Annotated in this window: 16 protein-coding genes; 8 read left to right on the top strand and 8 right to left on the bottom strand. The window is 65.5% G+C overall.

The window, feature by feature from the left end; genetic code table 11:
- Positions 1 to 38: 38 nt before the first annotated feature.
- Both rplL and rplJ read right to left on the bottom strand, forming a co-directional pair.
- Positions 39 to 416 carry a 50S ribosomal protein L7/L12 gene (gene rplL / locus FHR20_RS16880; RefSeq protein ID WP_086130246.1) on the bottom strand — a complete coding sequence of 126 codons (378 nt, stop codon included), beginning with the start codon at positions 414 to 416 and terminating at the stop codon, positions 39 to 41.
- A gap of 54 nt (positions 417 to 470) precedes the next feature.
- A complete protein-coding gene (gene rplJ / locus FHR20_RS16875; protein WP_167300785.1) occupies positions 471 to 986 on the bottom strand; it encodes a 50S ribosomal protein L10 in 516 nt (171 codons plus the stop codon).
- 406 nt (positions 987 to 1,392) lie between these two features.
- Here rplJ and FHR20_RS16870 point away from each other — a divergent pair, with 406 nt between their 5' ends.
- Positions 1,393 to 3,978: a TonB-dependent receptor gene (locus FHR20_RS16870; protein WP_167300784.1), complete on the top strand. Its 2,586-nt coding sequence runs from the start codon at positions 1,393 to 1,395 to the stop codon at positions 3,976 to 3,978.
- A 46-nt stretch (positions 3,979 to 4,024) separates the two neighbouring features.
- Here FHR20_RS16870 and FHR20_RS16865 read toward each other — a convergent pair whose 3' ends face one another.
- Positions 4,025 to 5,740 (bottom strand): hypothetical protein, encoded by a 1,716-nt coding sequence (locus tag FHR20_RS16865; RefSeq protein WP_208413693.1) that lies wholly within the window; start codon positions 5,738 to 5,740, stop codon positions 4,025 to 4,027.
- Positions 5,741 to 6,079: 339 nt separating this feature from the next.
- Here FHR20_RS16865 and FHR20_RS16860 point away from each other — a divergent pair, with 339 nt between their 5' ends.
- From FHR20_RS16860 to FHR20_RS16845, 4 genes are all read left to right on the top strand, one after another.
- Positions 6,080 to 6,553, top strand: coding sequence for a helix-turn-helix domain-containing protein (locus FHR20_RS16860; RefSeq protein ID WP_208413692.1), 474 nt, complete (start codon positions 6,080 to 6,082; stop codon positions 6,551 to 6,553).
- 67 nt (positions 6,554 to 6,620) lie between these two features.
- Entirely contained in the window at positions 6,621 to 6,971 is a 351-nt protein-coding gene (locus tag FHR20_RS16855; protein ID WP_086130250.1) for a hypothetical protein, read from the top strand.
- A gap of 30 nt (positions 6,972 to 7,001) precedes the next feature.
- The gene (locus tag FHR20_RS16850) at positions 7,002 to 7,448 is read left to right on the top strand and encodes a hypothetical protein (protein ID WP_144034372.1); all 447 of its coding nucleotides are present in this window, start codon (positions 7,002 to 7,004) and stop codon (positions 7,446 to 7,448) included.
- Positions 7,449 to 7,463: 15 nt separating this feature from the next.
- Positions 7,464 to 7,928, top strand: coding sequence for a helix-turn-helix domain-containing protein (locus tag FHR20_RS16845; RefSeq protein ID WP_167300781.1), 465 nt, complete (start codon positions 7,464 to 7,466; stop codon positions 7,926 to 7,928).
- A 141-nt stretch (positions 7,929 to 8,069) separates the two neighbouring features.
- On the opposite strand, the gene rplA is transcribed toward FHR20_RS16845, so the two are convergent.
- Both rplA and rplK read right to left on the bottom strand, forming a co-directional pair.
- Positions 8,070 to 8,762 (bottom strand): 50S ribosomal protein L1, encoded by a 693-nt coding sequence (gene rplA / locus FHR20_RS16840; RefSeq protein ID WP_167300780.1) that lies wholly within the window; start codon positions 8,760 to 8,762, stop codon positions 8,070 to 8,072.
- Between the two features lie 4 nt (positions 8,763 to 8,766).
- Positions 8,767 to 9,198: a 50S ribosomal protein L11 gene (rplK, locus tag FHR20_RS16835; RefSeq protein ID WP_086130254.1), complete on the bottom strand. Its 432-nt coding sequence runs from the start codon at positions 9,196 to 9,198 to the stop codon at positions 8,767 to 8,769.
- Between the two features lie 324 nt (positions 9,199 to 9,522).
- Here rplK and FHR20_RS16830 point away from each other — a divergent pair, with 324 nt between their 5' ends.
- On the top strand, positions 9,523 to 10,170 hold the full coding sequence (locus FHR20_RS16830; protein WP_167300779.1) for a hypothetical protein: 648 nt from the start codon (positions 9,523 to 9,525) through the stop codon (positions 10,168 to 10,170).
- A 208-nt stretch (positions 10,171 to 10,378) separates the two neighbouring features.
- Here FHR20_RS16830 and nusG read toward each other — a convergent pair whose 3' ends face one another.
- The 3 genes from nusG to FHR20_RS16815 form a co-directional block, all read right to left on the bottom strand.
- Positions 10,379 to 10,918 (bottom strand): transcription termination/antitermination protein NusG, encoded by a 540-nt coding sequence (gene nusG / locus FHR20_RS16825; RefSeq protein WP_086130262.1) that lies wholly within the window; start codon positions 10,916 to 10,918, stop codon positions 10,379 to 10,381.
- 35 nt (positions 10,919 to 10,953) lie between these two features.
- A complete protein-coding gene (gene secE / locus FHR20_RS16820) occupies positions 10,954 to 11,151 on the bottom strand; it encodes a preprotein translocase subunit SecE (RefSeq protein WP_086130263.1) in 198 nt (65 codons plus the stop codon).
- 169 nt (positions 11,152 to 11,320) lie between these two features.
- Entirely contained in the window at positions 11,321 to 11,893 is a 573-nt protein-coding gene (locus FHR20_RS16815) for a YqaA family protein (protein WP_167300778.1), read from the bottom strand.
- A gap of 153 nt (positions 11,894 to 12,046) precedes the next feature.
- On the opposite strand from FHR20_RS16815, the gene FHR20_RS16810 reads away from it, so the two are divergent.
- Together FHR20_RS16810 and FHR20_RS16805 are read left to right on the top strand one after the other, a co-directional pair.
- Entirely contained in the window at positions 12,047 to 12,580 is a 534-nt protein-coding gene (locus FHR20_RS16810) for a hypothetical protein (protein ID WP_167300777.1), read from the top strand.
- Between the two features lie 10 nt (positions 12,581 to 12,590).
- A complete protein-coding gene (locus FHR20_RS16805; protein WP_167300776.1) occupies positions 12,591 to 13,736 on the top strand; it encodes a hypothetical protein in 1,146 nt (381 codons plus the stop codon).

Here is a 13,736-nt window from a genome sequence, read left to right as displayed (position 1 = left end):
CGGACCGCCCCGATCTGTTCGCTGAGAAGCTAAGAAGCTTACTTGACCTCGACGGTCGCGCCAGCTTCCTCGAGCTGCTTCTTGATCTTCTCGGCCTCGTCCTTGTTGACGCCTTCCTTGACCGCCTTCGGAGCCGATTCCACGAGGGTCTTGGCTTCGGTCAGGCCCAGGCCGGTGATGGCGCGGACTTCCTTGATGACGTTGATCTTCTTGCCACCGTCGCCGGTGAGGATCACGTCGAACTCGGTCTTCTCTTCGGCGGCCGGAGCAGCGGCGCCAGCGCCACCCGGGGCGGCGACGGCGACGGCAGCGGCGGCCGAGACGCCCCACTTCTCTTCGAGAAGCTTCGAGAGCTCAGCGGCCTCGAGAACGGTCAGCTCCGAAAGCTGGTCAACAAGCGCGTTAAGGTCAGCCATGATAAACTCCAATCAAATCAGATGTTTCGGGATAAATAAACTTGCAAGATCCGCTTATGCGGCGTCCTTGGCCGCATAGGCGCCGAAAACGCGCGCGAGCTGCGCGGCCGGTGCCTGGGTAACGGTCGCGAGCTTGGTCGCCGGAGCGACGATGAGGCCCACGAGCTTGCCGCGCAGTTCGTCCAGCGACGGCAGCGAGGCGAGCGCCTTGATGCCTTCCTGGTCGAGCACCTGGGTGCCCATTGCGCCGCCGACGATTTCGAGCTTGTCGTTCGTCTTGGCGAACTCGACCGCCACCTTGGCCGCAGCCACGGGATCGATCGAGGTGGCGAGCGCCGTCGGACCCGTCAGCAGGTCCGCGATCGCCGCGTAATCGGTGCCGTTGGCAGCGATCTTGGCAAGCTTGTTCTTCGAGACCTTGTAGCTCGCGCCGGCCTCACGCATCTTGTTACGGAGGTCCGTCGACTGCTTGACGGTCATCCCGAGGTTGCGGGTGATGACCACCACGCCAACCTCGCCAAAGGTGCGGTTCAGCTCGGCAACGGCGTCAGCCTTCTGGGAACGATCCATGCCGGTCTCCTCGTTATGAGCGTCTCCCTTGCGGGAAATGCCCGGTTGCAAAATGTCCGAGGGGAAGGATCGTCGTGCCCGGTTATCCCTGGGCATGACCCGCGCGCTCCACGCAGGGAGCCGCCGGTGAAAATCTGTCCCCGTCTAGGCAAGAGATTAAGCGGGGCAGATTCCCCGCGCTTGCTGTCTCGGACGGTCTCCTCCCGAGGGAGGAAGGCGCGCCAATAGCGATATCTGTGGATAAGTCAACCGAGCGTGGAGCGCCGATGGAGAGGGGCGGGGGCGTTGCCATCTACGCTTCATCGGCGTTTCCCGGATGTTTCACCGAACCACAACAGGACTGCCACATACCGCGCCTAGGCGGCGATGCTGCGGCGCAACGACGCCGTGACTCCAGGGGGGTATGATGACCGTTCGCCACACGCTTCGCGCTACCGTTTGCGCCGCCGTTCTTGCCGCCGCCGCAATGGCGGCCCCCGCGCAGGCCCAGGACCGCACTCCGTCCGCCACGGGCGAGAACGCGCCCGAGGGCAACGCGCCCGAGAATGCCGGCGACGGATCGATCCTCGTCACCGCCAAGCAGACGCGCTCGGCCACTGCGATCCCGGCAAGCGAGATCCAGAAGATCCTGCCCGGCGTCTCGCCGCTGAAGGCGATCCAGACGCTGCCCGGCGTGCTCTACGTCACCGCCGATCCCTGGGGGAACAACGAGCAGAACGCCCAGATCTTCATCCATGGCTTCGCCGGCAACCAGCTCGGCTACACGATGGACGGCATTCCGCTGGGCGACCAGAGCTATGGCAACTACAACGGCCTCTCGCCGCAGCGCGCGGTGATTTCGGAGAATGTCGGCCGCGTGGTGGTGGCGACGGGCGCCGGCGATCTCGCCACGGCGTCGAACAGCAACCTGGGCGGCACGGTGGAGACCTATTCGTCCGATCCCACCCAGGCGTTCGGCGTGACCGCCAACCAGACCGCGGGCAGCTACAACACCTCGCGCACCTTCCTGCGTCTCGACACCGGCAATCTCGGCGGGGGCGGCACCAATGCCGGTTACGTCTCGGTCGCGCGGCAAAAGGCCAAGGCCTGGGACTTCAACGGCTGGCAGGGCGGATGGCAGGCCAATGCCAAGTTCGTCCATGACGATGCGGTCGGCAAGCTGACGCTCTATTTCGACTATAACGACATGACGCAGCCGAACGAGGACGCCACCGTCTTCTTCAAGCCGTCGGCCGGCGGCACCGCCACGCCGGTGCAGCTCTACACACCCTATACCAAGCCGTTCTTCTATTCGGATTTCAACGGCTATCGCAGCTACATCAATGCGCTGGGCAACTCGCCGGCGGCCCAGGGCGGCAACTACCGCAACTATTATTCGGATGCGCAGCGCACCGACTATCTCACCTATGCGCGCTATGACGCCCGGATCGCCGACAACGTCACGCTGTCGAACTCGATCTACTTCCACCACAATGACGGTGCCGGCGTCGTCGCCGGCCCGCTCGGCCAGTCGATCACGACGGCGCAGCCCTATCTCGATCCCAATTATGCCAGCCTGCCGGCCAATTGCCGCTTCGGCGCCAATGGCAACGGCGTCCGCCCGGCGGCCTGCACGGCGCTGACCGACGCCCAGGCGGCGGCGCGCGGCGCGGCGCTGGTCGCGGCCACCGGCGGCTCGGGCATGATCACCCGCACCACCGAATATCGCATCGACCGCGGCGGCGCGATCACTGCGCTCAACATGGATCTGGGCGACCACCAGATCGAGCTGGGCGGCTGGTTCGAGCACAACAGCACCACCCAGTGGCGCCGCTGGTATGCCGTTCCCGCCGGCAATCCCGGGCTCAGCACGCCCTACATCCGTCCGCTCGAGGTGATGCAGCCGCTGTTCACCCAATATCAGGGCGAGGCGCGGATCAACCAGTTGCAGCTCCATGTCCAGGACACCTGGCGGGTGTTCGAGCCGCTGCTCGTGCAGTTCGGCTTCAAGACCAGCGCGCAATGGGCCAATGGCTGGTATCCGGTGCAGCCCCGGCTCGGCTCGCTCTCGGGCCTGACCGGGGGCCTGCCGGTGGGCAAGATCAACACGCTGAAATGGTTCCTGCCCGCCGTCGGCGCGACCTGGGACTTCAACGGGCACGAGGAAGCCTATTTCAACGTCCAGAAGAACCTGCGCCAGTATCAGGCCTATCTGGCCGGCGGCGGCGGCCCGTGGTTCACCGGCAGCCAGACTGCGTTCAATGCCTTCGCCAATGACGGCAAGCCCGAGAGCAGCTGGACCTATGAGGCGGGCCTGCGCACCCATCGCACCTTTGGCGGCGGCATCGGGCTCGACGCGCAGATCAACTATTACCGCGTCGATTTCAGCGACCGGCTGCTGGCGATCTCGACCAATCCGGGCGGCATCGCGGGCGGCCAGATCGCCGGCGGCACTTCGATCCTGGTCAATGTGGGCGACGTGCGCACCAACGGCGTCGACGCCGCCTTCACCCTGCGCTTCGGCCGTACCTTCTCCTTCTACAACGCCACGTCGTACAATCTCTCCAAATATCGGAGCGACTATAGCTCGGCGGCGACGGGCATCGGTGGTGCCACCAATAGCTGCATCGGCGGCTTTCTGGTGGTCGGTGGCGTGGTCCCGACTTGCGGCAAGCAGCTGCCGGGCACGCCGAAATGGATGAACAAGAGCGTCGCGACGCTCAATGTCGGCCCGGTCGAGGCGCAGCTGGTCGGCGACTATGTCGGCAAGCGCTTCGCGACCTATTCGAACGACGCCAGCGTCGGCTCCTATTTCCTCACTTCGCTCAGCGTCGGTGTGGACCTGCCGGCCGAAATGCTGGGGATGAAGAAGGCGAAGCTCAGCCTCAACATCACCAACCTGGGCGATATCAAGGGCGTCTCGACCCTTTCGGTCGGCTCGGCGACGAACAATTATTCGGCCTATCCGATCCCGCCGCGCCAGTGGTTCCTCACCTATTCGGCCGGCTTCTGACGACAGGCATCGGGCACGGGCCGGGGGCCAGGCTCCCGGCCCGTGCCTATTGCTCGAGCCTGGAGAGCAGCGCGCGGGCCGGCGCCGCTTCCGGCGTTTCATAGGGGCCGTTGGCCACCGCGATCAGCGCGTTGCGGGCTGCCGCGACATTGCCGCGCTTCGCCAGCGCCTCGCCCAGCAACAGCCTGGATCCCGGGGCGGCGGGGACGGCGTCGACTGCCTTCATCAGGCCTTCGATCGCCACATCGGGCGCGGTTTCGCCGGCGGCAGCGAAGCTGCGATAATAGGCCAGGAGCGGCAGCGGGTTCTCGCTGTCGGCGCGATTGGCGCGCGCAATCGTGATCCGCGCGGCCCTTAGCTGGCCGGCACGCGCGCTCGCCGGCGCGGCGAGCGCGATCCCGGCCAGTGCCGTACCCTGCCAGGCAAGCGCATCGCCATTGCCCGGTGCCAGGGCCAATGCCCTGGCGGCGGCGGCGGCGCATTCCTGCATGTTGTCGCTGCGGCATTCGGCTTCGGCCAGCAGCAGCTGGGCATCGCGGTTCGTGGAATAGCGCGCGGCGTCGCGGCGGAGGCCCCTCAACCATTCGTCGCGGCGGGCGATCGTGGCGATGCGCTGCCTGTCGGGCTTCGGATCCGCGGACGCGGGCGGGATGGCCAGGCGCGCGCCGAGCTCCAGCCGCCCCTTGACGAATGCGGCTTCCCCTTCGCTCAGGCGCCGGATGATCGGTTCGGCGGCCCGTTCGGCGGGATAGGACATCCGCTCGAAGGGCAGCTTGCCCCGATCATAGGCGACGAGTTCGTCCTGCAGCTTGCCGAGGTCGCCGAACGCCGCCGCCGCCCGTTCCATCGAGCCGCCAGCGGCGATCGTCGCGAGATAGGTGCGAAGCTGGCCTTTCCGTTCGTTCGAGAAGAACAGCATATGGGTGAGCGCCCAGGCGTGAAACGGCGTCCAGCGCTCGCCGGCATTGCGATCGGCCAGATAGCGGCCGGTAACGATGTCCGCGACCGGATAGCGCCGATAGCGATCCAGCACCTTGCGATAGCCTGCGGGTGCGCGGCCATATTCCATCCGGGCGTCGCCTTCTGTCGCCAGGGTCGCGAAGAGCTCGCCGAACCCGTCGACATACCAGCGCGGATAGGCATGCGGGAAATAGGTGAGCAGGAAATGGCGCGCATAGCCGGCAAGGATGCGCCCTTCCGCCGATACCGGCACGGCCAGTTCGTTGACCGAGACGGCGAGCGGATCGTTGCGGCCGAACCGGACGATCGAGCCGGCATGGCTGGCCGAGAGTGCCGCGCTCGCCCCGGGATTCTCGGCCCCGGCGCCGGGCGCTTCCACGGCGGCGGGCGTGGTGGCGCGCACCAGGTCGGGCAGGATGCCGGCGAGGTCCTGGCCCCGTTCGAGGACCGCCTTCTGATCGTAGCGACTCGCGGCGAACACCGCCCCGTCCTCGCGGGGGTCGTAATAGGCGGGCCCCGGAAAGACGCGGCTATAGGGGCCTGGCGAATATCTCAGATTCCCGAGTTCCATCGCATCGAATTCGGCGCCGTCGCCGACCAGCGTCACCCGAAGCTTGCGTGTATCATCGGGCTTGTCGGCCCGGTTCAGCAGCACCGACAGGAGGAAATGGAGCCGCTCCAGGTCATGGGCGATCCGGGCCAGATCCTTCTCGCTGCCCTCGCTGATCGCCACGACGTGATCGGTTTCGGCCTGATGCCAGTTGCTTGCCCGGTCGCGCTGGCCCCGCACCACGATCGGCATATCCTGGGCGGGGGGATTTGCCTCCTGTGCCGGGGCGTTTCCGGGCAGGATGATCAAGGCAAGTGCTAAAATCGCGCGGGCACTACGCATATCGCCTCTCCCCCTTTGTTGTCAGTACGTTACTATGCTTGTTACGTCGGGGGGAGGGAAGCGCACTATGGCGGTTCGGCCAGGCCCGGAGTCGCGGGTGGTCCGGAAGCGGAGGGGAAGGCCTTTTCGGCTGGATTTCCAGCCGGCTGCGGCCAATTTTTCCTATTCTCCCTTCACAAAGGAAACGCCTGAAAATCGCACCAACTCGGTTGGATTCGCGCGCGCGATGGCTAAAAGCTGGCAGCGATGGTGACCGGGACGATCGATCAACTCACTGCGCGCGAACGCGATTGCCTGCGGCTCGTCGCGCGCGGCATGTCGTCCAAGGAAATCGCCCTCGCGCTCGGGCTCTCGCCCCTCACGGTCGATGGCTATCTGAAGGAAGCGGCACGCACGCTGGGGGTTTCGAGCCGGCGGGAGGCCGCGCGCATCCTGACCGCGCACGAGCAGCTCTCTGCGCAGGCTGGGGAAACGCCCCCCCAAAATTTGGGGGCCGAGCCGGCGGACCTTGCCGAAACGGTGCATTCGGGAGTTCCATTGCCTCCGAAACGGTCCGAAGCCGAACCGCGTTTTCGGGTTCCGTTTCTGAGGCAGGGGAAGCAAACAAATGATCTGGACCCATTCAACCGCCTGATGTGGATCTTCGGCCTCGCGCTGCTGATGCTGATCGCGGTGGCCAATTTCCTCAACGGCCTGGGGGCGCTCTGGCGCATTACCGGCTAGCCCCGGCCTCTTTCGAACCACCCAATCTAGATCCGTCGCAGCCCTTCCGCTGCGCGAAGGAGGACTCATGACGTCTCCGAAGAAGATTGCCGCCGTGCGTATCGCCCGCTCGCTGCGGCCTGCGGAAGTCGCGGTGAATGAAGCTGCGCTCAAGGTGCTCGCGATGGGCACCGCCGTGCTCACTGCCCGGGCCGACGGCACTTTCCATCCGCTCGAGGCCCAGGATGCGGTCGATTATGTCGGTGCGGCCACGGCCAAGGTGTTCGGCGCGATGTCGGACATCAAGAAGGCGCATGGCGAACTGCGCGGCGTCGGCCTGCGCCATCAGGTGCTCGGAGCGGGTGACATCTTCGAGACTCCGGGTCATGACGACCCCCGTGGCGAAGCGGAAATCCTTCCGCTCACCGTCGCAGCATGAGGGGGGCCTTGACTTGGCTGGGGTTCGTTGGTGCGGTCGCGCCATATGAACGTGCTCGTCTATCTGGTCGTGCTGCTCCTCTGCTGTCTCTACGCGGTTACGCGCGGAGGCTTGCCGGAGCGCCTTGCAGTGCTCATTCTGGTGCTCGCGATCGTCGCATCGCACTTCGCACCGGTGTCTGGCCAATATCGCTTCCAGAAGATGGAGGTGGGGCTGCTCGCGGTCGATTCGGGCATGTTCCTCAGCACCATGCTGCTGTCGCTACGGGCGCAACGCTATTGGCCGATGTGGCTGTCCGCGGTGTATCTCAACATCGTGGTGACGCATCTGCTGATGCTCACGCCTTCGCTGATGCCATGGTCCTATGCGGTGGCGAACGCCGCGTGGAACTATCCCGGCCCGCTGCTCATCGCGATCGGCGCGGCGCGGCATCGGCAGCGATTGAAACGCTACGGGGCGGATCCCGCCTGGTCCTGACGAAGGAGGGGCATCATGGCTGAGGCGGACAACTCCACATATCGCCTGCGCGATCGGCCGATGATCCCGCCCAAGCCCGCTGCCGGAGGGGTGGCGTTCACGGGAACGGCGGCGGATCTGGTGGAGGGCATCTATCGCGCCCGCCGGCTGCGCGACGATGCCTTCGGGTCGATTGCCGGGCAGTTCCGCGAGCCGACCTGGGACATATTGCTCGATCTCTACCTCGCCGCCGCCAAGGGGCGGCCGGTATCGGTGAGCAGTGCCTGTATCGGCAGCGGGGCGCCGCAGACCACCGCGATCCGTCATCTTGCCTTGCTCGAGAGTGCCGGACTGGTGGTCCGCACGCCCAACCCGATGGACAATCGGGCAGGCATCGTCACGCTCACCGAAGAGGCGATCCGTCGCGTCGACGACTGGGCCCGCCGGGTGCGGAGCGTGTGGAAGGCGGAAACCCCCCTGCCGGGCGATCCGGTGGTCTGAGCCGTCCCTTTCGCAGGGTAGGCAGAAAGGGGCCGGAGGCTGTGCCTTCGGCCCTTTTTCCGTCCTTCGCGGCACGCGCGCAAAAGGAAAGGGCCGGGGGATCGCTCCCCCGGCCCTTCCTTGTTCGGCTGTGCCGGTGGATCAGACGGCCGCGACTTCCGCGACGTCGACCTTCACGCCCGGGCCCATCGACGAGCTCAGGGCGACCTTCTTCAGATACTTGCCCTTGGCGCCCGACGGCTTGGCCTTGACCACCGCGTCGACCAGCGCGTCGAAGTTCGCGCGCAGGTCTTCCGCCGGGAACGACGCCTTGCCGATGCCCGAGTGGATGATGCCGGCCTTCTCGACGCGATACTCGACCTGACCGCCCTTGGCGGCCTTCACGGCCTCGGCGACGTTCATGGTCACGGTGCCGAGCTTCGGGTTCGGCATCAGGCCCTTCGGGCCCAGCACCTTGCCGAGGCGGCCGACCAGGCCCATCATGTCCGGGGTCGCGATGCAGCGATCGAACTCGATCTTGCCGCCCTGGACGATCTCGAGCAGGTCCTCGGCGCCAACGACGTCGGCACCGGCCTCGCGGGCTTCGTCAGCCTTGGCACCCTTGGCGAACACGCCGACGCGCACGGTCTTGCCGGTGCCCTTCGGGAGCGTGACGACGCCGCGGACCATCTGGTCGGCGTGACGCGGATCGACGCCCAGGTTCAGCGCGACTTCGACGGTCTCGTCGAACTTCGAGGTGGCGTTGGCCTTCACCAGCGCGATCGCCTCGTCCACACCGTGCAGCTTCTCTGCGTCGATGGTCCAGGTCTTCTGCTTCTTGGTCAGCTTTGCCATGTCCTTAGCCCTCCACAACCTGGAGGCCCATCGCGCGGGCCGAGCCCTCGATGATGCGGGTGGCCGCCTCGATATCGTTAGCGTTCAGGTCCTTCATCTTGACCTGGGCGATCTCGCTCAGCTTCGAACGGGCGATCTTGCCCGCCGAGACCTTGCCCGGCTCCTTCGAGCCCGACTTCAGGTTCGCGGCCTTCTTGATGAGGTAGGTCGCCGGCGGCGTCTTCGTCTCGAACGAGAACGAACGGTCCGCATAGACGGTGATGACGGTGGGGAGCGGGGTGCCCTTTTCCACGTCGCCGGTCTGGGCGTTGAACGCCTTGCAGAATTCCATGATATTCACGCCGCGCTGACCCAGGGCAGGGCCGATCGGCGGCGAGGGGTTCGCAGAGCCCGCAGGCACCTGCAGCTTGATATAGCCGGTAATCTTCTTTGCCATGTCACTCTCTTTCGCGGGGCCGTCGCGAAGCTGGAGCCCCTGATCAAGTCGAGCGGTAAAGCGGCCGTGCGGACACGGCCTCCCGCGATTTTCCATTGCTGTTGCTTTGGAAGGGCGCGCGCCTAGCGCATCCCGGGGTGAAAGGCAATGGCCGGCATGTGCGTGCGCCTGCGCGTCCGGCATGGCGCGCCGGCCCATTCATTTCCGTGCATCTTTGGCCTTGCCAACTGGCCTGACGCGTAACAGGCTGTCCTTACCGGCGGCGCGGGCACCAGCTCCTACGAGACTTGCCGGGCAATCCAGGAGGCGCCTGGAGAAGATGCAATGTTCAAACATAATCGTACCGCGCTGATCGCGGCCACCGGCCTGATCCTCGCCACCGCCGGCGTGGCCTGGGCCTATACGACCGATACCGATTCCGGCGGGAGCATCGCCAATATCAGCGGCGGCAAGCGCTTCGTAATCCAGCAGCGCACCGACAGCACCCCCGGCCGCGCCGAGCTGCGCGGCACCTCCAGCACCACGGGCGCTTCGGCGAGCGGGCGGTTCAAGCTGGTGAGCGGCGGAAAATATGTGAGCGTGATGCAGGTGCTCAACGTCGTCGCCGCGGGGGCGACCTCGGGGCCTTCCGAGCCGATCACCCAGCTTGCCGTACGGCCCAAATCGGGGGGCAATTACGAATTCTATGTCGTACAGGGTAGCCAGGTGTGCAGCGGCGCGCCGACGGTGGTGGTGGGCAGCACCTACGACGTGAGCGTATCGGTCAGCACCGGCCAGAGCCCGCAATATCGGATCAACGGCGTCGTCTGCCAGAAATCGAACCCGGATGGGGACAAGGCCGGCACCGTCTATGACGGCAGCCTCAAGAGCGGCCGCTATTTCTATCCGAAGATGGGCGCCTACAACACGAGCAGCAACCAGGCCCAGAGCGGCGGCGGTTCGACGATCGAATGGACCGAGATCGCGATCTGAAGGGGCGGGGGCCGGTCGCGTCGGAGCGGCCGGCCCCTCATTCCCCGGCAGTGGGGCAGGACGCAGTGCCGGCCATGATCGGCGGTGGCGCTTCGCCTTCTTCGATCGCCGGCCTTCACCGGCTCCTTGCCGATGCCGGCCAGGCATCGAAAAAGGCCGGAGCTTTCGCCCCGGCCTTCTCGAAATCCCAACAATAGGCGAGCGTTGCCTACTTCACGCGCTCGACATCCTCGAAGCCCAGTTCCAGCGGCGTCGCGCGACCGAAGATCGAGATCGAGACCTTCACGCGGCTCTTGTCGTAATCGAGTTCCTCGACCACGCCCGAGAAGGTCGCGAAGTTGCCGCTCGTCACCTTCACCGTATCGCCGATGTCATAGTCCACCTTGACCTTCGACTTGGGAGCGGCGGTGGCGGCTTCGTCCTTGGTGTTCAGGATGCGCGCGGCCTCTGCCTCGCTGATCGGCTGCGGCTTGCCCGACGAGCCCAGGAAACCGGTCACCTTCGGTGTGTTCTTCACCAGGTGATAGACATCGTCGTTCATCTCGAGCTTGGCGAGGACATAGCCCGGGAAGAACTTCCGCTCGGACTGGACCTTCTTGCCGCGGCGGACCTCGGTCACCGTCTCGGTCGGAACCTCGACGGCTTCGACCAGGCGATCGAGGCCCATGCGGGTCGCGTCGGCCAGGATCTGGTCGCGAACCTTGCCCTCGAAGCCCGAATAGGCGTGGATGATGTACCAGCGCGCCATGCGTTCGTTCTTTCTCTCGTTATCTGCGGTGCGGCTTACTGCGCGAGGCGCAGCAGCGAATTGACGATGAAATCGAAGATCGAGTCGATGCCGAGGAAGAACACGCCGAGCAGCGTCGTCATGATCATCACCATGATGCCGGTCATGACGGTCTCGCGGCGCGACGGCCACACGATCTTGCGGGCCTCGGTCTGCACCTGCTTCACGAATTCGATCGGACTGGTCTTCGCCACTGGGGCACCCTCGCTTCAAAGTTCGCCGGCTGCGGGGCACGGGTCCGCTGCCCGGTCCTTACTCGAAGGAACCGGCGCTACCCACCCACGCTGTCGGATTGGGGGCTGTATCTAGCGAGTCGCGAGCGGGCGTGCAAGCTGGCGCGCTCAGGAAAAGAAATGGCTCCGCTCAGAACAGCGCGACGGCGACGAAACCCAGCACGATGAGGGCAAGGAAACCCCAGGCGAACAGGTCGAGCCGCTTCTCGACGAACTCCTGCACCGGTGCGCCATAGATCTTGAGCAGCGTCGCGACCAGGAAGAAGCGGGCGCTGCGGGTGATCGTGGCGAGCAGGACGAAGAGCGCGAACGGATAGTGGGACAGGCCGCTGGCGATGGTCACCAGCTTGAAGGGAATCGGCGTCACGCCCTTCACCAGGATGATCGCCCAGCCATATTTGTTGTACTGCTCGGTGAATTCCTGGAACGCGTTGTGCTTGAAGAATTCGAGCACCTGGTTCGCGAAGTCGGTCAGGAAATAGCCGATCGCATAGCCGAACATGCCGCCCAGCACCGAGCCGAGCGTGCAGATGCCCGCGATCAGGAACGCGCGATCGCGGCGGGCGAGCACCATCGGCATCATCATCGCATCGGGCGGGATCGGGAAGAAGCTCGCCTCGACGAACGAGACCGTGAACAGCGCACGCAGCGCATGACGGTGATGCGCCATGCGCAGCACCCAGTCGTACAAGGGTCGGAACATCGGGACCGGGCAACTTTCGATGCGGGAGATGTGCGTTCTTTATGGACGGTGCCGGAGCTTGTCCATGGCAAGGCGGCGGGCGCCGCGATCATAGGGCCTTTTCGGAGGCAATTCGGCTTGCGGCCGCGCGGCGCCCTCCATAGCCTCCCGGCCATGGCGACACCTGCCCCCACGAGTACGCCGACCCCGTCGCAGCCGCCCGTGGAGATCCTCTACGCGGTGCCCGTCGGCACGGTGATCTTCTGGTATCCGCCGCCCACCGCCTTCACGACCGGTTCGTCGGGTACGGGGGCGGCGCCGGTCCTGACCTATCCGCCGGGCTTCATGCTGTGCGACGGCAGCACGGTGCATGATCCGGACAGCCCGTTCGATGGCTCGAACCTGCCGAGCCTGATCGATCGCTTCGTCCTGGGGGCGGGCACCGTCCCCTATGGCACCGCAGGCGGCTATGGCATCGACGGCTGGCCGAATCCGAGCATCGATACCCAGTCGACCGCGGCATCGAATTCGGACGCGGTGCGCAACGACATCATCCAGGGGGAGTCGCCGACTTCGGGCTATCGCTACGTGCTGACGAGCGACGACGACAAGAATGACGGCAATCACCATCACAACCTCGCGGCCGGCGCGTTCACCGTGCCCCTGCCGCCCTATATGACGCTCATTCCGATCATGCGGATCAAATAGGCGCAGAAGGATGCACCTGGCCCGCGCCCGCAAGCCCCCCCGCGCCGCGGCATCGGACAGGGTCGCGACGCGCCTCGAGGAAAGCGGACTGGCATCGCCGACCGGCTGGGGCATGCCGATGCACGACATCTCCCGCGTCCCGATCGCCGCGCCTGCGGGCGTCGTCCAGCGCGTGCTCAGGATTGGCGCCGGCGATCGTGCGGGGAACTATGGCACCACCGGCGGCGTGGCGACCAGGAACCTGATCAGGGATACCGAGGCTGCGGTCGGGGACGAGCTCAAGCCGGGCTGGAAGACCTATGTCGGCAATCTGGCCGACAAGAGCCAGCCGCTCACGACCTTTGCCACGACCGAGGATTATTATCAGGATCTCCAGAGCAAGTTCGCCAAGGTCGCGAAGAGCGGTGGCAAGACGCGCCCCAATTTCTCGAGCACAGCCTATGCGCTCGCCAGGGTCACCTATGGCTTGCAGACCGGCATGGATCAGTCGGGCCTCAAGCCATCGGAGGAGGATCTCGCGATGCCGCATCGCTTCCCCTATTCGGCGATCGAGCGAAGCGTGGGATTCTATCTCGACGGGACGGACGACAACGCGGCGCTCGAACGCTGGACCAGGCGCCTGTACGACGCCACCGTCGAGCGCGCCGCGCTGAACACTCCGCACATCAGCGACCCGCACGAGCTCAACTGGTACAAACAGGCAGTGACGGCCCAGTTGAACGAGCTTCACGCCGCGGTGCTGGCGCTGGAGGCATCCAAGGGCAATGGCGATGCGCTGGACCTATATTCGCCGGTGGTGCAGCGGCTGCTCAAGGCAGCGAACAACATGCACGGCAATATCCCCGACTATGGGCCGCACACCAAGATCAACATCCCGGTCTCCGACCGCATCCATGTCCATGTCGAAAGGCCCGAGGACTGGGACGAGGACGACGACGCGATGCAGGTGCCGATGACGCCCGGCTCCCATTATGCGATGGCGATGTCGCCGCCGCGCGTACCGAGAGGCGTCGCGGTGGACGACGACGACGAGTATCTGGTCGGCACGGATGGACGGGGCATCGATCCCGACAGGGTCGAGGACTTCGACCTCCTGCTCAACGGGCACAAGCGCGGGAAGACCACGATCCCGTCCTCGGCCCTGGACGATTTCTGA

It is taken from the genome of Sphingomonas leidyi (assembly GCF_011761945.1).
In the GTDB taxonomy this organism is placed as follows: Bacteria; Pseudomonadota; Alphaproteobacteria; order Sphingomonadales; family Sphingomonadaceae; genus Sphingomonas; species Sphingomonas leidyi.
The sequence above is the reverse complement of the archived record's forward strand: the minus strand, read 5'-3'. Positions and strand labels throughout refer to the sequence as shown.

What these genes read in the sequence shown, in the direction of transcription:
- rplL (WP_086130246.1), bottom strand. Translation starts at nt 416, where the DNA reads ATGGCTGACCTTAACGCGCTTGTTGACCAGCTTTCGGAGCTGACCGTT.
- rplJ (WP_167300785.1), bottom strand. Translation starts at nt 986, where the DNA reads ATGGATCGTTCCCAGAAGGCTGACGCCGTTGCCGAGCTGAACCGCACC.
- FHR20_RS16870 (WP_167300784.1), top strand. Translation starts at nt 1,393, where the DNA reads ATGACCGTTCGCCACACGCTTCGCGCTACCGTTTGCGCCGCCGTTCTT.
- FHR20_RS16865 (WP_208413693.1), bottom strand. Translation starts at nt 5,740, where the DNA reads ATGCCGATCGTGGTGCGGGGCCAGCGCGACCGGGCAAGCAACTGGCAT.
- FHR20_RS16855 (WP_086130250.1), top strand. Translation starts at nt 6,621, where the DNA reads ATGACGTCTCCGAAGAAGATTGCCGCCGTGCGTATCGCCCGCTCGCTG.
- FHR20_RS16845 (WP_167300781.1), top strand. Translation starts at nt 7,464, where the DNA reads ATGGCTGAGGCGGACAACTCCACATATCGCCTGCGCGATCGGCCGATG.
- rplA (WP_167300780.1), bottom strand. Translation starts at nt 8,762, where the DNA reads ATGGCAAAGCTGACCAAGAAGCAGAAGACCTGGACCATCGACGCAGAG.
- rplK (WP_086130254.1), bottom strand. Translation starts at nt 9,198, where the DNA reads ATGGCAAAGAAGATTACCGGCTATATCAAGCTGCAGGTGCCTGCGGGC.
- FHR20_RS16830 (WP_167300779.1), top strand. Translation starts at nt 9,523, where the DNA reads ATGTTCAAACATAATCGTACCGCGCTGATCGCGGCCACCGGCCTGATC.
- nusG (WP_086130262.1), bottom strand. Translation starts at nt 10,918, where the DNA reads ATGGCGCGCTGGTACATCATCCACGCCTATTCGGGCTTCGAGGGCAAG.
- FHR20_RS16815 (WP_167300778.1), bottom strand. Translation starts at nt 11,893, where the DNA reads ATGTTCCGACCCTTGTACGACTGGGTGCTGCGCATGGCGCATCACCGT.
- FHR20_RS16810 (WP_167300777.1), top strand. Translation starts at nt 12,047, where the DNA reads ATGGCGACACCTGCCCCCACGAGTACGCCGACCCCGTCGCAGCCGCCC.
- FHR20_RS16805 (WP_167300776.1), top strand. Translation starts at nt 12,591, where the DNA reads ATGCACCTGGCCCGCGCCCGCAAGCCCCCCCGCGCCGCGGCATCGGAC.